This is a genomic window from Aeromicrobium piscarium (assembly GCF_007421815.1).
Taxonomy (GTDB): Bacteria; Actinomycetota; Actinomycetes; order Propionibacteriales; family Nocardioidaceae; genus Aeromicrobium; species Aeromicrobium piscarium.
Genome location: NZ_VLNT01000006.1, coordinates 57,108 through 74,979, shown reverse-complemented (window position 1 = coordinate 74,979; position 17,872 = coordinate 57,108). Strand labels below are relative to the sequence as shown.

Below are 17,872 nucleotides of genomic sequence, written 5' to 3'. Positions count from 1 at the left end.
ATCGCTGACCTCAGTGGACACGGCGAGCGATGAGCTGCTCCTTGAGGATGTCGCCGTGGCCGCAGTGCTGGGCCAGCTCGCGCAACACATGCAGGTAGACCCAGCGCAACGGCAAGGGCCCACGCCGGTTGCCGGTGAGCACATCGTCCATCGTCAGGCCCTCGACGGCCGAGCGTGACCTCGCGACGGTCGCGCGGTACGCCTCCGCCACCGAGACGATCGTGTCCTCGGGGCACAGGTCGAAGGATTCATCGGGTTCTGCCTGAAGCCCCAGCTCGGATCGGGAGCGGCCCGTGATCGCCTCCTCGAACCAGACCCGCTCGACGAAGATCGCATGCTTGACGAGGCCGAGCAGGGTCGTCTTGGAGGGCACCAGCGCGGTGCGCGCCTCGCCCTCATCGACTCCGTCCAGCAATCCCGCGAGCATCTGCCGATGCTGATCGACGAAGGCCGCCAGCTGCACCTCGAGGGGCGCGTCGAAGACCTCCGGGGCTTCCGGATTCACCGGTCGGACGAGGAGTCGTCGGCCACCTCGTCGGCAGTGGACGGAGCGGTGCTGAGCGCCTCGGGCGAGTCCTGGGCACGCCGACGGGCCCACAGGAACAGGACCAGGCCGCCGGCGAAGACCAGGATCGTCGTCCAGATGTTCAACCGGAAGGGGCCGATGTGGTTGACGGTGTCGATCCGCAGAGCCTCGGTGACGAGGCGACCCATCGTGTACAGCATCACGTAGAGCGCGAAGGCACGTCCGTGGGTCAGTCGATAACGACGATCGAGCCACACGATCAAAGCGGCGGCCAGCAGATTCCAGATCAGCTCGTAGAGGAAGGTCGGATGGAAGGTCGCGAACTCCAGATACCCCTCGGGACGGAACTGTGGCGCGATCTCCAGACCCCAGGGCAGATCGGTCGGGCGACCGAAGAGCTCCTGATTGGCGTAGTTGCCGAGACGCCCGACTCCCTGGGCGACCAGCAGGCCCGGCGCCAGCGCATCGGCCACCGGCCAGAACGCCACCTTGTAGCGACGGCAGGCGATCCAGGCGCCCAGGGCGCCGAGGGCGATGGCACCCCAGATGCCGAGCCCGCCGTTCCAGATCTTGAAGGCGTCGAGCGGATCGCGCCCCTCGCCGAAGTACAGCTGTGGGTCGGTCAGCACGTGATAGAGCCGGCCGCCGATGATGCCGAAGGGCACCGCCCAGATGGCGATATCGCCGATGGTCCCGGGCTTGCCGCCCTTGGCCCGATAGCGCCGCTCACCGATCCAGATCGCGAGGACCGCGCCGAGGATGATCGCCAGGGCGTACGCCCGGATCGGCAGAGGGCCCAGGTGCCAGACGTTCTCCGCGGGGCTCGGGATCGAGGCGATGATCATCGCTCCACCCCCGCGCGCAGATCGGCCACCAGCGCGCGCAGCGCGGCGAGGGCATCATCGGGTTCGTCGTGGTCGAGCAGACAGCGCACCAGTGCCGAGCCCACGATGACCGCATCGGAGAAGGCCGCGACCTCGTGGGCCTGCGCGCCGTTGCTGACGCCCAGGCCGACGCCGACCGGCTTGTCGGTGACCTCGCGCAGGCGGGCGACCAACTCCGGGGCCAGGTTGCTGGTCTGCTCGCGCTGCCCGGTGACGCCCATCACCGCGGTGGCGTACACGAACCCGCTCGCGGCCTCGGCCGTCATGGCCAGCCGCTCGTCGGTCGAGGACGGAGCGACCAGGAACACCCGGGACAGCTCATGCGCCGTGGAGGCGGTGATCCATTCCTCGGCCTCGTCAGGAGTCATGTCGGGGGTGATGAGTCCCGCTCCCCCGGCCGCCGCGAGGTCGGCGGCGAAGCGTTCCACGCCGTAGCGTTCGACCGGGTTCCAGTAGGTCATCACCACGGTCGGCGCGCCGGTGGCGGCACTCGCCTTCACGACATCGAACACGTCGCGGATGCGCGTGCCCCCGGCGAGCGCGACATCGGCTGCCGCCTGGATCGTGGGGCCGTCCATGACCGGATCGCTATAGGGCAGCCCGACCTCGACCAGGTCGACACCCGCGTCGACCATCGTCTCGATCGCCCGGATCGACAGGTCTTTGGAGGGGAACCCCGCGGGCAGGTAGCCGACGAGCGCCGCGCGGTTCTCCGAGCGGGTGCGCTCGAACAGCGCGTCGATCGAGCTCACTCCTCGGTCCCTTCGTCGAGCACGACCGGCTCCTCGATGAGGCCGAAATACTGCGCCGCGGTGTGGACATCCTTGTCGCCGCGGCCGGAGAGGTTGACCAGGATCGTGGCATCAGAACCCATCTCCTCGGCCAGCTCGATCGCCCCCGCGAGCGCATGGGCGGACTCGATCGCCGGGATGATCCCCTCCGTGCGGCACAGCAGCTCGAATGCGGACATCGCCTGCGCGTCCGTCGCCGGTCGGTACTCGGCACGCCCGGTGGCGGCGAGATGCGCGTGTTCTGGGCCCACGCCCGGGTAGTCCAGCCCGGCCGAGATGGAGTGCGAGTCGAGGGTCTGGCCGTCCTCGTCCTGGAGCAGGTACGAGCGCGCCCCGTGCAGCACGCCGATATCGCCGCCGGTGATGGTGGCGGCGTGACGTCCGGTCTCGATGCCGTCGCCCCCGGCCTCGATGCCGACGAGGCGGACCTGCTCATCGGCCACGAAGCCGGTGAACAGGCCGATCGCATTGGATCCGCCGCCCACGCAGGCGACGGCGACGTCCGGCAACCGACCCAGCAGCTCCAGCGACTGTGCCCGGGCCTCGTCGCCGATGCCGCGGGTCAGATCACGCACCATCGCGGGGAAGGGATGCGGGCCGGCAGCAGTGCCGAAGAGGTAGTGGGTCGTGTCGACCGTGCTGACCCAGTCGCGCAGCGCCTCGTTGATCGCATCCTTCAGGGTGCGGCTGCCGGTGGTGACCGGCACCACCTCGGCACCCAGCATCCTCATGCGGGCGACGTTGAGCGCCTGGCGCTCGGTGTCGACCTCGCCCATGTAGACGGTGCAGTCGAGGTCGAGGTAGGCGCAGGCGGTCGCCGAGGCCACCCCGTGCTGGCCGGCGCCGGTCTCGGCGATCGCCCGCGGTTTGCCGAGTCGTTTGGCCAGCAGCGCCTGGCCGATGACATTGCGGATCTTGTGCGCGCCGGTGTGATTGAGGTCCTCGCGCTTGAGCAGGATGCGCGCCCCGACCGCCTCGGAGAATCGATGTGCCTCGTACAGCGGGCTGGGAACGTTGGCGTACTCGCGCAGCATCCGCGCCAGCTCGGCCGTGAACGTGGGGTCGGCCTTCGCGTCCTCCCACGCCTCGGTGATCTCGTCGAGCGGGGCGATGAGCGCCTCGGGCATGAAGCGGCCGCCGAAACGGCCGAAATGGCCTCGGGCGTCGGGTTGGGCAGGGGGCGAGACGGTCATGGGCGTGCCTTCGGTGCGACGTGGAGCGGGACGGGAGAGCTCAGGACACGTGCCATCGGTGCTGCAGCGCCGGATGCTGGCCGGCGGCCACGAGATCCGCGACCGACTGGCGCGGATTCTCTCCGCGCACGAGCGTCTCGCCCACCAGCACGACATCGGCACCGAAGCGCGCGTACTCGATGACATCGTGCGGGCCTCGGACGCCGGACTCGGCGACCTTGACGATGGAGTCCGGGATCTTGGGAGCGACCCGCTCGAACGTGCCGCGGTCGACCTCCAGGGTCTTGAGATCGCGGGCGTTGACGCCGATCAGATCGGCATCGGCCGCGACGGCTCGTTTGACCTCGTCCTCGTCGTGCACCTCCACCAGTGGGGTGAGACCGATCGAGCGCGCCCGCTCGATCAAGCTCTCCAGTGCCGGCTGCTCGAGTGCGGCCACGATCAACAGGGCCATATCGGCACCGGCGGCGCGCGCCTCCCACAGCTGATAGGACGTGGTGATGAAGTCCTTGCGCAGGACGGGGACGTCCACCGCCGCGCGGACCGCCTTCAGGTCGGCGATCGAGCCGTTGAACCGGCGCTCCTCGGTGAGCACGCTGATCGTGTGGGCACCGCCGCGCGCATAGTCCGCGGCGAGCGCGGCGGGATCGGCGATCGGGGCGAGATCGCCCTTGCTCGGGCTCGCTCGCTTGACCTCGGCGATGACCGAGACTCCGTCGGCGCGGTAGGCGGGCATCGGGTCGAGGGCCGGGTTCTGGCGTCCGGCACGCTCCTTGAGTTCCTCGATGGAGACCTGTGCCTGGCGGGCCTCCAGGTCGATGGCGACTCCGGCGAGGATGTCGTCCAGTACGGTCACGTCCATCCCCTCCTTTCGCGTGGTGACACCGGGGCGGTCCTCACCAGGGTAAACCCGCGCGATCGGCCCGGTCAGCGCGCCCCGTCGCCACGCGCGATCACCCGACACCAGACAGCGGGGCGCTTTCGCCCTAGGCTCGTCCTATGAGCACTCAGTACCCGCCGCCGGGCGGCGACCAGAACCCCAACGAGCCCTCGTCCGATCTGCCGTCCTACGGTTCCACCGAAGGCACGTCCGGCGGGTACCCACCGCCACCGCCGGGAGGAGGCTACAACGCTCCCGGTGGCTACGCAGCGCCCCAGGGCAACAACACCAAGGCATTGTGGTCGATGATCCTGGGCATCGTCTCGATCGTCTGCTGCGGCCTCTTCGCGGGCATCCCCGCGTTCATCCTCGCCCAGATGGCGCGCAAGGAGATCGCTCAGACCGGCCAGGGCGGTAGCGGCATGGCGACCGCCGGCTGGTGGCTCGGCCTCATCAGCATCGTGCTCTCGGCGATCTCGCTGGTGCTCTACGCGACCGGCGTGCTCACGTTCGACTTCAACTCCAGCACTACCTACTGACGACAACCGCACGAGGCCGGGAGGACCGAACGGCGGTCCTCCCGGCCTCGCCATGTTCAGGGCGCGAACCAGGCTCCCGCCGGGGTGAGCCGGAAGATCCAGAACGCCACGGCGATCCCCAACACGACCCAGGCCCAGGTGGCCGTCGAGGGCAGCAGCGCGACATCGCGCCCGCGGGCCCGTCGCACGAGCCATACACCCCACGCGAGGATCGCCGCGGCCACCAGCCCCAGCGCGAAGACATTGCTCGACACCGCGGCGGTCCACTCACCATCCGTGGCGAGGTTGATCGCTCGCAGGCCACCGCACCCCGGACACGGGATCCCGGTCAAGAAGAGGAAGGGGCAGGTGCCGTAGGAGCCCTGCTGATGGGGATCGCGCAGGTGGAGCACGGCGATGGCGGCCGCCCCGACGGCGCCGGTGAGGAGTGGACCGCGCACCAACTGCCACCGGCTGCGCTGCGTCGTCGTCACGGTGGCCATGCCGTTCACTCTAGTACCCGGCCCAGTACCCGCTGAGTGTGACATTTGGACGGTGAGCTCGTGGATCCCGCCGTCCGAACGCTCCCCCAAGCACTCCGCGGAGCGGAGGGGGGTACCTCCCGCGAGCGTCAGCGAGCGGGGGAAAGGGCGGGACCCCCACACTCAGCGGGTGCTGGGGTCGGGATAAGGGCGTCAGCCGCGGACGACGAGGGACCCGGCGATCAGGTCGTGCCACGTGCGGCGACGAGGATCGATGATCGCCCAGAGATAGGTGAGGAGGCACAGGGAACCGAGGATCCCCGCCGCCAGCCACCGCAGGACCCCGCGTGCGGCCCCGATGGGCTCTCCGCTACGCGGATCGACCGTGGCCAGCCCCAGCTTGGACTTCGCGATCGAACGTCCGGTGCGACCTTGTCGCAGGCCCTGGTTCCACAGCGACACGAGCAGCTGGACGATCACGCCGACGCCCAGCAACAGCAGCCCGATCGCGGGCGCGGACTCCAGGGCGACGGTACCGTCCGTCTGCTCGGCCCAGGTGCCGCGCGTTCCCACGATCCACAGACCGGGCAACCAGGCGATCGCACCGGCCAGCACGGCCACCGCGAGATCGAGGATCCACGCTCCGACCCGGGTGGCCAGCGGGGCGAGCGCGAGCGGGGGCGCCGCGGACGGGCCCCCGGACATCAGTGCTGCTTCTGGCGGTCGATGCCGAGACCGGCCATCGACATGATCTTGCCCAGCGGGGCGGCACCGACGGCGAGCACGCAGCCGATCGTGAAGATCGTCCAGTTCGGCTCGGGGATCAGGGCCACCGCGCCCACGGTGAAACCGACGAGGCTCGTGATGACGGCGGTCCAGGCGGCGGGCGACGATCCGTGCGACATGTGCTGGCTCCTCGAGATGGGGGTCTGACGTCGGGCACAGCCTACTCGGTCGGGTCCCTGCCATCGTCGAATGCCTTCCACATGTCCGTCTCGTCCTCCGTGGTAGCCCGAGCGGCGGGAGACTCGTAACGCGATGACATGGTCGGCCAGGACCCGGCGAAACGCGCGGTCACCACACCGCAAGCAAAGGCGAGCGCCAGTGCCGCCGCGGTGGCCCACCGCCACGGCGAGACCGCGACATCACCGGGTGCGTTGTCGCCGGTGAACGACGCCGATTCGCGTACCGCCGACAAGACCGCACTGCTCACGGCATCGCCCGAGCCGGCCACCACCCAGACGAGACATCCCGCCGCGACGAGCGCAACGAGCACCCCGAGCACCTGCCGCACCCGGCGGGAACCAGCGAGCACCGCGAGTCCGGAGGCCAGGAGGACGATGCCGAGCGCCGAGACGACGGGCATCGCCTCCGACCCGGTCACGGCGATCTGGTCCTCGGGGAGCCCTTCGGCACGCACGACCGTCTCACCCCACGTGCGCGTGAGGCTGGCGAAGACGCCGGCCCCGGCCAGGACGAGGCCAAGGACCACGGGTGCGTAGAGACGGCGGGGGTTCATCGCAGCCGGTCGGCGTCGAAGCAGGTCGTGGCACCGGTGTGACAGGCGGGTCCGACCTGGTCGACGACGATCAGCAGGGTGTCGCCGTCGCAGTCCAGCCGGACCTCGCGCACCGTCTGTGTGTGGCCGGAGGTCTCACCTTTGACCCAGTACTCCTTGCGGCTGCGGCTCCAGAAGGTGGAGCGCCCGGTGGTGAGCGTTCGATGCAGGGCTTCGTCGTCCATCCAGCCGAGCATGAGCACCGCACGGCTGGTGGCGTCCTGGACGACGGCCGGCACCAGGCCGTTGTCGTCGCGCTTCAGCCGGGCGGAGACCTGGGGGTCGAGGGAGGTCGAGGACACGGCATCCATTGTCCACCCTCCTCCTGACCCACTCCGCCCTCGGTCGACGACGGCCCCTGGTCCGTTGCGCGGACGGCCGGACGGCCGGGCGGTGCCGGTGCCGGTGCCGACGAAGGAGGTGCTTCCGCGGTCGCGCTAGCAACCGTGGAAGCACATCCTGCGTCACCTCACGGCTCGCGGACCACCAGGGATCCCCGGCGACGGAGGTTGACCACTCACCGCCCTGCCGCGGACGGGGACGGATGCCGAGCGGTCACCTGTCGAGGGAGGCCTGAGCGACCCAGCTCGCGTGCAGACGCGCGTACACGCCCCCGGCGGACACCAGCTCGCGATGCGTTCCGTCCTCGACGAGTCGTCCCCCGTCGAAGACCAGCACCCGGTCGGCGTTCTCGGCCGTCGAGAGCCGGTGGGCGATCGTCACACTCGTGCGTCCGGCGAGCAACCGGTCCAGCGCGCGCGTGGCGCGGAGCTCGGTCTGCGGGTCGACCGCGCTGGTCGCCTCGTCGAGCACCAGCAGGTCGGGGTCGGCGAGAGCCGAGCGCACGAGCGCGACCAGCTGCCGCTCGCCCGCCGACAACGACTCGCCGCGCTGTCCCACCGGGGTGTCGAGGCCACGCGGCAGGCCCGCGTACCAATCGGCCAGGCCGAGGGCCGCGATCGCCTGCTCCAACTCCTCGTCGCCGGCCTCGAACCGGCCGTAACGCAGGTTCTCACCGAGCGTGGCATCGAACAGGAACCCCTCCTGCGGCACCATCAGCACGTGACGGCGCAGGTCGGCGAACCCGACCTTGCTGATGTCGACCCCGCTGAGCAGCACCTGTCCGTGAGTGGGGTCCATCAGCCTGGTCAGCAGCTTGGCGAACGTGGTCTTGCCCGATCCGGTCTCCCCCACCACCGCGACACGTTGCCGCGCGGGGATGGCGACCTCGATGTCACGGAGCACTGGAGGCCCACCCGGGTAGGCGAACTCGACCTGCTCGAAGCGGGCATCGAGTTCGCCATCGGGGAGCCGGATGCCGGACGATCCGGGATCGACGACATCGGCCGGGGTCTCCAGCAGCTCGATCACCCGACGCCACGAGGCGATCGCGTTCTGCGCATCGGCGATGACCTGCGTGGCCTGCTGGGCGGGACCGGTGAACAGGCCGACCAGGAAGATGAACGCCACCACCGTGCCCATCGTCAGCTGGTCGAGCATGCCCAGCCACAGCCCGACGCCGAGCACCGCGGCATTGGCGATGCCGCCGACGATGATGGCCGAGCCGAAGGTGCCCGCCGTGATCGTCTGAGCGCGGACGTTGTTGCGGTAGTTGGTCCGCACCGCGTCATCGATGCGCTCCTGGGTGCGGTCCTCGACCCCGTAGGACCGCACCACGGCCGCGCCGACGACGGGCTCGGCGATAACCGCGAGCATGTCCGCGATGCTGGCACGCACGCGATCGTAGGCGCGCGACATCGCCGAGGCGAAGAAGCGCAGAGCGAGCACCAGCGGCACGAAGGCGACCATCACGACGAGGGTCAGCTGCCAGGACAGCGCCGCCATGACGACGAGGGCGACCAGCATCTGACCGACGCTGGTGATCATCATCATGCCGGCGAACTGCAGGAACTGGGAGATCTGGTCGACATCGGAGGTCACTCGGGACACCAGCGCGCCACGGCGCTGAGTGTTCTGCGTGAGCGTGGAGAGATCGTGCACGTGCCGGAAGGCCGAGATCCGCAGCTCGGCGAGGCCGCGCTCGGTCGAGGTGAAAATCCGCACCTTCGACCACCAGCCGGTGACCATGATCGCGACGATCACCACGGCGGCGATGCTCACGGACCTGATGATCGCGTCGGTGTCGACGCCGCCGCCTCCGGCGAGGCCGTCGTCGATCGCCCGGCGGACCACGAGCGGGATGATCGCTCCCCCGGCGGTGCTGATCAGAGCCAGCACCATCGTCAGTCCCAGACCGTCGGTGATCGAGGGCGACATGGACAGGCCACGGCGGATGACCTTCAGCCCGCCCTCGCGCGACTCACTCATGGTCGACCTCCTCACGTGCCTGGTCGTAGGCGTCGACGATGTTGCGATAGGCGCGCGAGCGCTCGCGGAGCTCGGCATGGGTTCCGCGGTCGGCGATCTTGCCGTCCGCGAGGAAGATGACCTCGTCGGCGAGGCCGATCGTCGCCTTACGGTAGGCGACGACGAGCACGGACGGCCCGGATCCGGACTCGCTGCGCTCGGCGAGGGCACGCAGGATGCGCTGCTCGACATCGGGATCCAGGGCGCTCGTCGCGTCGTCCATGACCAGCAGGCGCGGCTCGCGTACGAGTGCGCGAGCCAGGGCGATGCGCTGTCGCTGACCGCCGGACAAGCTCGTGCCGCGCTCGCCCAACTGCGTGTCGAGACCCTGCGGGAGCTCGGAGACGAAGCGATCGGCCTGGACATCGCGGAGCACCGACCAGATCCGGTCCTCGGGCACCTCGCGATCGAGGACGATATTGGCCCGCACGCTGTCATCGAAGAGGAAGGTCGACTGGGCCACCAGGGCCGCCGTGCCGGTGAGCGCCGCCTGCGAGAACTCCTGGACCCCGACTCCGTCGTAGCGCACCGCGCCGGCATCGGCGTCGACGAGCCGGGTGACCAATGAGGCGAGCGTGCTCTTGCCGCTGCCGGTCGCTCCGACCACGGCCACCACCCGCCCCGCGGGCACGCTGAAGTCGACATCGCGTAGCACCACGGTGTCCGGCTCGTCGGGATGGGCGTAGTCGAGTCCGGTCACGTCGAGGCGCACCGCGCCGCTGCCGGGCAGGGCGTGCTCGCCGTAGGCCATGTGGTCGTCATCGTCCAACACGCGACGCACCCGCTGCCAGCCGATGACGGCGCGCGGCAGTTCCCCGAGCACCCAGCCGAAGGACCGCACCGGCATCGCGACGACGGTGAACAGGAAAGCCACCTGGACCACGTCACCGGGCGCCGCCGCACCGCTGGCGATCCGCTGGGCTCCGACGCCGATGACCAGCAGGACCCCGAGATTGGGCAAGGCCTCGATCACCGGGTCGAACACAGCGCGCACCCGGCCGACCGCGACATTGGCGTCGCGGAGCCGCTCGCTGATCCGTGCGAAACGAGCCGTCTCGTCGCCCTCGCGGCCCAGCGACTTCACCACGAGGGCGCCGTCGAAGGACTCATGGGCGACGGACGAGACATCCCCGCGCAGGCTCTGCGCGAGGGCGAGTCGCGGCCCCTGCCAGCGCTGGTAGACCGCGTTCACGGCGAACAGCAGCGGAAAGACGACCAGGCCGATGAGCGTGAGCACCGGATCGGCGGCCGCCATCGTGCCGATCGCGGCGAGGAGCATCGCGATGACGCCGAGCGCCATCGGCAGCGGCATGAACACGCTCCACGTCGCCTCGACATCGGCATTGGCATTGCTGAGCAGCTGCCCCGCCGGATGTCGGTGATGCCAGCGCAGTGGGAGCTGGAGGTACTGACGCGTGACCCGCAGCCGGTCGTCGCGCACGAGACGGTAGAACACGACCCCGCCCGCGAGCCGGCGCCCGATGACGCCGATCATCCGCAGCAGCGCCGCGGCGATGAACAGGACGATGCCGGTGTTGAGCGCTCCCCGTGCCACCTCGCCGTCGGCGAAGGACGGGGTGATGACGTGGTCGGTGGCCCATCCCAGCACCCAGGCGTCCGCGACCGTCATGACGCCGAAGAGCAGCGAGAGGATCACGGCGAGCGTGAACATCCACGGCTCGCGCCGGATGCCGACGCCCATGACGCCGAAGCCCCGGCGGGTCAGCTGACGGGTGTCACCGCTGCCGAGGGAGTCCAGCGAGGCATCAGCGGACATCGTGACCCGCTGAGCGCAGCGCCTCCTTGACCTGACCGACGGTGAGCTCCCCGAAGTGGAAGACGCTGGCCGCGAGGACCGCGTCGGCACCGGCGTCGACCGCGGGCGCGAAGTGCTCAGCACGTCCGGCACCGCCGGAGGCGATGAGCGGAACGTGCGTGGCCTCGCGAGCCGCCTTGATCATCGCCAGGTCGAAGCCCTGCTTGGTGCCATCGGCATCCATCGAGTTCAACAAGATCTCCCCTGCCCCCAGGTCGGTCGCGCGGCGCACCCACTCCACCGCGTCGATACCGGCTGAGCGGCGGCCACCGTGTGTGGTCACCTCGTAGCCGCTGGGCTGGTCAGGGCTACGCCTGGCGTCAACGCTCAGCACGAGCACCTGATTCCCGAAGCGGTGGGCGATCTCCGCGATGACCTCGGGGCGGGCGATCGCGGCGGTGTTGATGCCGACCTTGTCGGCGCCCGCGCGCAGGAGGCGATCGACGTCCTCGGCGGTGCGGACCCCGCCGCCCACGGTGAGCGGGATGAAGACCTGCTCGGCGGTCTGACCGACGATGTCGTAGGTGGTGGAACGGTCCGAGCTCGATGCCGTGATGTCGAGGAAGGTCAGCTCGTCGGCGCCCTCGGCGTCGTAGACCCGGGCCATCTCGACCGGGTCGCCCGCATCGCGCAGATCGACGAAGTTGACGCCCTTGACGACGCGGCCGGCGTCGACGTCCAGGCAGGGGATCACGCGGACGGCTAGGCTCACAGTCCGAGACTATCGGTGCGAGCAGGAGGAACGATGAGGAAGGTCATGGCCCTCGCGGCCGCGGCACTGGTCCTGGCGGCGTGCGGCGACGGCGGCGGGGACGACGATCCCACGCCGACCACCCCCGCCCCCACCACCTCGGAGCCGAGCGAGGAGCCCTCGCCCGAGCCCAGCGAGGACGTGCCCGAGGCCAGCGAACTGCTCATCGCTCCGGGATCGATCGGTGACGCGCGGGTCGGGATGACGATCGATGAGGCGCTCGCGACGGGACTCTTCGTCGACGAGGGACCCGAGCGATGCGAGGACGCGCCCGATCAGGGCCTCGACTGGAAGCCGCCCTTGAACGACACCTTCGATGTCTACGTCGCCGACGGCCGCATCGCCTCGATGGGTGTCAGCGCGGCCGGCCCGACGAATGCCGAGGATCTCGGGATCGGCAACACCCTCCTGGACTTCCGGGGCGTGTACGAGACCGCGGAGATGCGTGAGGCCGGCTACGGGCAGACCGGGCTCTTCCTGAGCGATGGCGACAATTGGCTCGGCATCCTCTTCGACGCGCCGCTGGACACCATCGAGGAGACCACCGAGGTCACGTTCATGGAGGTCACCGGCAGCGACAGCCGCCCGAGCCTGCAGCGCGACGGCTGCTGACCTCGGGCAAGGGCGGTAGACCATCAACCCTTCCCCCGGGTGAGCGGTAGACCTTCAACGTCATCGGTCGAGGATGACGTTGAGGGTCTACCGCTGAGGGGAGGGGCTTCGGTCGGTCAGGCCTCGGCGACGGCGGCGAGCGCCTCGGGCAGCGTGAAGGAGCCGGCGTAGAGCGCCTTGCCGACGATCGCTCCCTCGACGCCGATATTCGTAAGCGAGGCGATCTGGCGCAGATCCTCGACGCTGGAGACGCCGCCGGAGGCGACGACGGGCTTGTCGGTGCGTTCGCACACCAGCTGCAGCAGCTCGAGGTTGGGGCCGCGGAGCGTGCCGTCCTTGGTGACATCGGTGACGACGTAGCGGGCACAGCCGTCCTGCTCCAGCCGATCGAGGACCTCGAAGAGGTCCCCGCCCTCGCGCGTCCACCCGCGGGCGGCGAGCTGCGTGCCCCGCACGTCGAGGCCGACGGCGATCCGGTCGCCGTATTCGGCGATCGCGCTCCGGCACCAGTCGGGGTTCTCCAAGGCGGCCGTGCCGAGGTTGACTCGGCGGCAGCCCGTGGCGAGGGCCGCTTCGAGGGAGGCGTCGTCGCGGATGCCCCCGGAGAGCTCGACCTTGATGTCGAGGCGCCCCACGACCTCCGCGAGCAGCTCGCGGTTGTCTCCCTTGCCGAAGGCGGCATCGAGATCGACCAGGTGGATCCACTCGGCGCCGTCGTTCTGCCATTGCAGCGCCGCATCGAGGGGGGCGCCATAGGCGGTCTCGCTGCCGAGCTCGCCTTGCACCAGCCGGACGGCCTGACCGTCGGCGACATCGACCGCGGGGAGAAGTTCGAGAGTCACGCGCTCGATCGTATCGCCTGACCCGCCTCCGCCAACTTTTGGCCACTTGTGGCCCTTCAAACGGCCTAGGAAGGGCCACAAGTGGTCAAAAGTCGGGCCCGGAGGGGTAACTGTCCGCGATACGAGACGGCGACATAGAGTAGGCCGGTCGCCCCGAGGAGGAACGGTGAAGGCACCGCGCCACGAGAACGCCCACGACGAGATCGAGCCCAGCGCCGTGACGCTGCCGCATACGCCCGTCGAGGACCTCCTCGGCGTGCTGACCGGGACCTTTCTGGCCGCCTTCGGGCTGCACCTGCTGCACACCGCCGAGGCGGTGACGGGTGGCACCGCGGGTCTGGCGCTGCTGGTCACCTATGCGACACCGCTGCCCTTCGCGATCGTGTACGCGCTCGTCAACGTGCCCTTCTTCGCCCTCGCCGCGTGGAAGAAGGGATGGATCTTCACCGCCAAGTCCATCGCGGCGGTCGCCCTCGTATCGGGATTCGCGGAGATGCACGCGCGCCTGCTGCCGCTGCCCGAGATCGGACTGGCCTATGCGGCCATCGCCGGCAACCTGCTCGCCGGGGTCGGACTGCTGATCCTGTTCCGGCACGGGGCGAGCCTCGGCGGATTCAACGTGCTGGCGCTGATCGCCCAGGAGCGCCTCGGGCTGCGCGCGGGCTATGTGCAGATGGGGCTCGACACCGCTGTGGTGATCGCCGCCCTGGCGGTGGTGCCCGTCGGCAATGTCGCGCTCTCGGCGGTGGGCGCGGTGGTCCTGAACATCGTGCTGGCCTTCAACCACCGCCCCGGGCGCTATCGGGCGTGACGGCGCGCGGTCAGAAGGTCGCGATCCAGTTCTCGAGCAGCTTGCGGCCCGCGTCGCCGGACTTCTCCGGGTGGAACTGGGTCGCCCACAGCGGGCCGTGCTCGACCGCGGCCACGAATCGATCCGGCGGATAGGACGTCCAGGTGGCGCTCGGCGGCGCGAGGGGCCCGTCCGCGGTCGCCTCCCACCGCCGCACGCCGTAGGAGTGCACGAAGTAGAACCGCTCGCTCTCGATGCCGGCGAACATCCGCGAGCCCTCGGGGGGCTCCACCGTGTTCCAGCCCATGTGCGGCACGATCTCGGCCTGAAGGCGCTCGACCGTTCCCGGCCACTCCCCACAGCCGCGGGTGCGTACCCCGTGCTCGATCCCCTCGGCGAAGAGGATCTGCATGCCCACGCAGATGCCCAGCACCGGACGTCCCGCGATCAGCCGGCGTTCGATGATGCGCTCGCCGCCGACCGCTCGGAAACCCTCCATGCACGCGGCGAACGCCCCCACACCTGGAACGAGCAACCCGTCGGCCTGTTCGGCGACGGTCGGGTCCGAGGTCAGCTCGACCTGGGCTCCCGCCCGCTCGACTGCGCGGACCGCCGACCGCAGATTGCCCGACCCGTAGTCGAGCACCGCGACGGTCGGCCCTCCCGATGTCACAGCACGCCTCCGGCGTTCCTCTGGGTGATCGAGTAGCCCCGTCCGCTCCGCGGGCGCGGCGTATCGAGATTCACAGGGCGCCCTTCGTGCTGGGGACGCCGGTCTCGCGCGGGTCGAGGGCGATCGCCTCGCGCAGGGCACGCGCGAGGGCCTTGAACTGGGCCTCGGCGATGTGGTGCGGATCGCGCCCACCCAGCAGCGTCATGTGCAGGGTGATGCCGGCGTGGTGCGCGATCGACTCGAAGACGTGTGCGGTCAGCGAGCCGATGTACCGGTCGCCGATCACCGCGGTGATCTGACGCTCGGGTTCCCCGCTGTGCACGAAGTACGGGCGGCCCGACACATCCACGACGCAGGCGGCGAGCGCCTCGTCGAGTGGGATCGTGGCATTGCCGTAGCGACGGATACCGGACTTGTCGCCCAACGCCTCGCGGAGCGCGTCGCCGATGACGATCGCCGTGTCCTCGACCGTGTGGTGCGCATCGATGTGCAAGTCGCCCTCGGTGCGGACCGTGAGGTCGATCAGCGAGTGCCGCGACAGCGCGGTCAGCATGTGGTCGTAGAAGCCCACGCCCGTGCTGATGTCGGCGCGGCCGGTGCCGTCGAGGTCGAGTTGCACGGAGACGCGACTCTCCGATGTCTGACGCTCGATAGTGGCGGTGCGATTGCTCACCGGGGATCGACCTCCGAAAGTGCGGTGTAGAAAGCGTTCATCTCCTCGGGCGTGCCGACCGAGACGCGCAGCCAACCCTCGGGACCAGTCTCCCGGATCAGCACGCCGCGGTCCACGAGACCCTGCCATACGGCGTGCCGGTCGGCGAAACGCCCGAACAGCACGAAGTTGGCATCGGACTCGGCGACCTCGTGTCCCCTGCCACTCAGCCACGCGGACAGCTCGTCGCGAGCGGCGCGCAGGGCGTCGACCTGGGCCAGCAGCTCGTCGCGGTGGCGCAGGGCCGCGAGCGCCGTCGCCTGGGTCACGGCGGACAGGTGGTAGGGCAGCCGGACGATGCGCAACGCGTCGATGATCGCCGTGTCGGCGGCCGCGTAGCCGAGCCGGCCGCCCGCGAGCGCGAAGGCCTTGCTCATCGTGCGGCTGACGATCAGACGCGGATGGGCCGCCAGCAGCTCCAGTGCCGTCGGCGTGCCCGCGCGGCGGAACTCCGCGTACGCCTCGTCGACGACGACGACACCGGGAGCGACGGCCAACACCGCCTCGACGGTCGACAACGGCAGCGCCGTCCCGGTCGGGTTGTTCGGCGAGGTGAGCAGCACGACATCGGGACGCTCGGCCTCGACGAAGGCCACCGCCCGATCGGGGTCGACGGTGAAGTCCTGCTCGCGCGGGGCGGTGACCCAGCGCGTGTGCGTGTCGCGCGCATACTCCGGATACATCGAGTACGTCGGCGCGAACGACACCGCGGTGCGGCCGGGTCCGCCGAAGGCCTGCAGGATCTGCAACATGACCTCATTGGAGCCGTTCGCTGCCCAGACCCGCTCGGCGCTGAGACCGTGACCGAGGTAGTCCGCGAGCGCCTCGCGCAGCGCCGTCGCTTCGCGGTCGGGGTAGCGATTCAGACCGAGAACGGCCTCACGCACCGCGGCTGCGATGTCGTCCGCGATCGCCGCGCTCGGCGCGTACGGGTTCTCGTTGACGTTGAGCATGATGACATCGGCGAGCTGCGGAGCTCCGTAAGGCTCGTAGGGGCGCAGATCGTCGCGGATCGGCACCCAGGAGGGCAGGGGCATGTCAGCGCTCCGTCCGGATCGAGACCGCGGCGCCGTGCGAGGGCAGGTCTTCGGCCTCGGCGAGGGTGACGACCTTGTCCCCCACCTCGTGGAGCGCCTCGGCGGAGTAGGTGACGACGTGCATGTTCTTGCAGAAGGCCCGCACGGAGAGCCCCGAGGAGTGGCAGGCGCAGCCCGCCGTCGGCAGCACGTGGTTCGAGCCGGCGGCGTAGTCGCCGAGCGAGACCGGCGTGAAGTCGCCGACGAAGACGGCGCCGGCGTTGACGATACGGGCCGCGACGGCAGAAGTGTCGCGGGTCTGGATCTCCAGGTGTTCAGCGGCATAGGCATTGGCGACGTCGATCGCCTGGTCGACATCGCGTACCAGCACCGTCGCCGACTGGCGGCCCCCCAGAGCGGTGGAGATCCGCTCCTGGTGCTTGGCCTCCGGCACCTGTCGGGTCAGCTCAGCGTCGACGGCCTCCGCGAGGGCCTCGCTGTCGGTGATCAGCACGCTCGCGGCGAGCGGATCGTGCTCGGCCTGGCTGATCAGATCCGCCGCGACGTAGGCGGCATCGGCGGAGTCGTCGGCGATGATCGCGATCTCGGTGGGACCGGCCTCGGAGTCGATCGCCACCGTTCCCTGCAGATAGCGCTTCGCCGCGGCGACGAAGATATTGCCCGGTCCGGTGACGAGGTCGACGCTCGGGCAGTCCTCGGTGCCGTAGGCGAACATGGCGAGCGCCTGCGCTCCCCCGGCGGCATAGACCTCGTCGATGCCCAGCAGGGCGCAGGCGGCGAGGATCGTGGGGTGCGGCAGGCCGCCGAAGTCGGCCTGCGGCGGGCTGGCCAGGGCGATGCCCGGAACGCCGGCGACCTGGGCGGGCACCGCGTTCATGATCACCGTGCTGACCAGCGGCGCCAATCCACCCGGAACGTACAGTCCGACGCGCTGCATCGGCACGATCCGGCGCTCGACTCGGGCACCCGGTGCCACCTCGGTGGTGACGGACTCCTCCAGCTCGGCCTCACACGTCGTGCGGAGCCGGGTGATCGACTCCTCCAGCCCCGCGCGGATCTGCGGATCGAGCTCCGCGAGCGCCCGTTCCATCGCCTCGGCCGGGACACGGAGCCGCTCGGGGCGGACGCGATCGAATCGTTCGCCCGCTTCCAGGACGGCGACCGATCCGCGCTCGCGCACGTCGGCGCAGATCGGTGCGACGGCGGCCAGCGCATGCTCGACATCGACCTCCGCGCGCGGCACCGCGTGGCGGTACTCGGCCGGGGTCGAGGGGTCGGCGGAGCGCAGGTCCAGACGTCGAAGGTTCACGGCAGAAGTCTACGGAACGGCGGCACCGCCAGACCTCGCCCCGCCACCGAGCCCCGGGGGGGGGGGGGGGGGGGGGGGGCCCCCCCCCCCCCCCGGCGCGGACGCAGAACCCCGCGGGACCGCGGCCGCGG

The 17,872-nt window shown here is 70.1% G+C and carries 21 protein-coding genes; 3 read left to right on the top strand and 18 right to left on the bottom strand.

Going from position 1 to position 17,872, the window contains the following annotated elements:
• Positions 1 to 10: 10 nt before the first annotated feature.
• From FNM00_RS09305 to trpC, 5 genes are read right to left on the bottom strand one after another with little or no spacing between them, the layout of a single operon-like run.
• The gene (locus FNM00_RS09305) at positions 11 to 505 is read right to left on the bottom strand and encodes a DinB family protein (protein ID WP_246065135.1); all 495 of its coding nucleotides are present in this window, start codon (positions 503 to 505) and stop codon (positions 11 to 13) included.
• Positions 502 to 1,371: a prolipoprotein diacylglyceryl transferase gene (lgt, locus tag FNM00_RS09300; RefSeq protein WP_143913165.1), complete on the bottom strand. Its 870-nt coding sequence runs from the start codon at positions 1,369 to 1,371 to the stop codon at positions 502 to 504. The genes FNM00_RS09305 and lgt overlap by 4 nt, the downstream gene beginning before the upstream one ends.
• Complete coding sequence (gene trpA / locus FNM00_RS09295; protein ID WP_143913164.1) at positions 1,368 to 2,162, bottom strand: tryptophan synthase subunit alpha; 795 nt, start codon at positions 2,160 to 2,162, stop codon at positions 1,368 to 1,370. The genes lgt and trpA overlap by 4 nt, the downstream gene beginning before the upstream one ends.
• The gene (gene trpB / locus FNM00_RS09290) at positions 2,159 to 3,394 is read right to left on the bottom strand and encodes a tryptophan synthase subunit beta (protein ID WP_143913163.1); all 1,236 of its coding nucleotides are present in this window, start codon (positions 3,392 to 3,394) and stop codon (positions 2,159 to 2,161) included. Before trpB ends, trpA begins: the two co-directional genes overlap by 4 nt.
• Positions 3,395 to 3,434: 40 nt before the next feature.
• Positions 3,435 to 4,250, bottom strand: a complete 816-nt coding sequence (gene trpC, locus FNM00_RS09285) for an indole-3-glycerol phosphate synthase TrpC (protein WP_143913162.1) — start codon at positions 4,248 to 4,250, stop codon at positions 3,435 to 3,437.
• A 143-nt stretch (positions 4,251 to 4,393) separates the two neighbouring features.
• Between trpC and FNM00_RS18825 the strand changes: the two genes are divergently transcribed.
• Entirely contained in the window at positions 4,394 to 4,813 is a 420-nt protein-coding gene (locus tag FNM00_RS18825; protein ID WP_185973071.1) for a DUF4190 domain-containing protein, read from the top strand.
• A gap of 56 nt (positions 4,814 to 4,869) precedes the next feature.
• Here the strand turns inward: FNM00_RS18825 and FNM00_RS09275 are convergent, their stop codons facing one another.
• From FNM00_RS09275 to hisF, 8 genes are all read right to left on the bottom strand, one after another.
• Entirely contained in the window at positions 4,870 to 5,295 is a 426-nt protein-coding gene (locus FNM00_RS09275) for a DUF2752 domain-containing protein (RefSeq protein WP_185973070.1), read from the bottom strand.
• A gap of 192 nt (positions 5,296 to 5,487) precedes the next feature.
• Complete coding sequence (locus FNM00_RS09270) at positions 5,488 to 5,979, bottom strand: RDD family protein (RefSeq protein WP_143913160.1); 492 nt, start codon at positions 5,977 to 5,979, stop codon at positions 5,488 to 5,490.
• Complete coding sequence (locus tag FNM00_RS09265; protein ID WP_087623686.1) at positions 5,979 to 6,179, bottom strand: HGxxPAAW family protein; 201 nt, start codon at positions 6,177 to 6,179, stop codon at positions 5,979 to 5,981. The genes FNM00_RS09270 and FNM00_RS09265 overlap by 1 nt, the downstream gene beginning before the upstream one ends.
• Positions 6,180 to 6,220: 41 nt before the next feature.
• The gene (locus FNM00_RS09260) at positions 6,221 to 6,793 is read right to left on the bottom strand and encodes a Trp biosynthesis-associated membrane protein (RefSeq protein ID WP_143913159.1); all 573 of its coding nucleotides are present in this window, start codon (positions 6,791 to 6,793) and stop codon (positions 6,221 to 6,223) included.
• Positions 6,790 to 7,134 (bottom strand): phosphoribosyl-AMP cyclohydrolase, encoded by a 345-nt coding sequence (gene hisI, locus FNM00_RS09255; RefSeq protein WP_425456805.1) that lies wholly within the window; start codon positions 7,132 to 7,134, stop codon positions 6,790 to 6,792. The genes FNM00_RS09260 and hisI overlap by 4 nt, the downstream gene beginning before the upstream one ends.
• Before the next feature lie 253 nt (positions 7,135 to 7,387).
• On the bottom strand, positions 7,388 to 9,160 hold the full coding sequence (locus FNM00_RS09250) for an ABC transporter ATP-binding protein (protein WP_143913157.1): 1,773 nt from the start codon (positions 9,158 to 9,160) through the stop codon (positions 7,388 to 7,390).
• Positions 9,153 to 10,976 (bottom strand): ABC transporter ATP-binding protein, encoded by a 1,824-nt coding sequence (locus FNM00_RS09245; protein WP_143913156.1) that lies wholly within the window; start codon positions 10,974 to 10,976, stop codon positions 9,153 to 9,155. The genes FNM00_RS09250 and FNM00_RS09245 overlap by 8 nt, the downstream gene beginning before the upstream one ends.
• Complete coding sequence (hisF, locus tag FNM00_RS09240; protein ID WP_143913155.1) at positions 10,966 to 11,727, bottom strand: imidazole glycerol phosphate synthase subunit HisF; 762 nt, start codon at positions 11,725 to 11,727, stop codon at positions 10,966 to 10,968. Before hisF ends, FNM00_RS09245 begins: the two co-directional genes overlap by 11 nt.
• 33 nt (positions 11,728 to 11,760) lie before the next feature.
• Between hisF and FNM00_RS09235 the strand changes: the two genes are divergently transcribed.
• On the top strand, positions 11,761 to 12,378 hold the full coding sequence (locus FNM00_RS09235) for a hypothetical protein (protein ID WP_143913154.1): 618 nt from the start codon (positions 11,761 to 11,763) through the stop codon (positions 12,376 to 12,378).
• Positions 12,379 to 12,494: 116 nt separating this feature from the next.
• On the opposite strand, the gene priA is transcribed toward FNM00_RS09235, so the two are convergent.
• Positions 12,495 to 13,220 carry a bifunctional 1-(5-phosphoribosyl)-5-((5-phosphoribosylamino)methylideneamino)imidazole-4-carboxamide isomerase/phosphoribosylanthranilate isomerase PriA gene (priA, locus tag FNM00_RS09230; RefSeq protein WP_143913153.1) on the bottom strand — a complete coding sequence of 242 codons (726 nt, stop codon included), beginning with the start codon at positions 13,218 to 13,220 and terminating at the stop codon, positions 12,495 to 12,497.
• Positions 13,221 to 13,386: 166 nt separating this feature from the next.
• Here priA and FNM00_RS09225 point away from each other — a divergent pair, with 166 nt between their 5' ends.
• Positions 13,387 to 14,031: a YitT family protein gene (locus FNM00_RS09225; RefSeq protein ID WP_143913152.1), complete on the top strand. Its 645-nt coding sequence runs from the start codon at positions 13,387 to 13,389 to the stop codon at positions 14,029 to 14,031.
• 10 nt (positions 14,032 to 14,041) lie between these two features.
• Here the strand turns inward: FNM00_RS09225 and hisH are convergent, their stop codons facing one another.
• The 4 genes from hisH to hisD all read right to left on the bottom strand — a co-directional run bounded on the left by hisH (position 14,042) and on the right by hisD (position 17,741).
• Positions 14,042 to 14,683 (bottom strand): imidazole glycerol phosphate synthase subunit HisH, encoded by a 642-nt coding sequence (hisH, locus tag FNM00_RS09220; RefSeq protein ID WP_143913151.1) that lies wholly within the window; start codon positions 14,681 to 14,683, stop codon positions 14,042 to 14,044.
• A 70-nt stretch (positions 14,684 to 14,753) separates the two neighbouring features.
• Positions 14,754 to 15,356: an imidazoleglycerol-phosphate dehydratase HisB gene (hisB, locus tag FNM00_RS09215; protein ID WP_221933659.1), complete on the bottom strand. Its 603-nt coding sequence runs from the start codon at positions 15,354 to 15,356 to the stop codon at positions 14,754 to 14,756.
• Complete coding sequence (locus FNM00_RS09210) at positions 15,353 to 16,432, bottom strand: histidinol-phosphate transaminase (protein ID WP_221933658.1); 1,080 nt, start codon at positions 16,430 to 16,432, stop codon at positions 15,353 to 15,355. The genes hisB and FNM00_RS09210 overlap by 4 nt, the downstream gene beginning before the upstream one ends.
• Position 16,433: 1 nt before the next feature.
• Positions 16,434 to 17,741: a histidinol dehydrogenase gene (hisD, locus tag FNM00_RS09205; protein ID WP_185973069.1), complete on the bottom strand. Its 1,308-nt coding sequence runs from the start codon at positions 17,739 to 17,741 to the stop codon at positions 16,434 to 16,436.
• Positions 17,742 to 17,872: the final 131 nt, after the last annotated feature.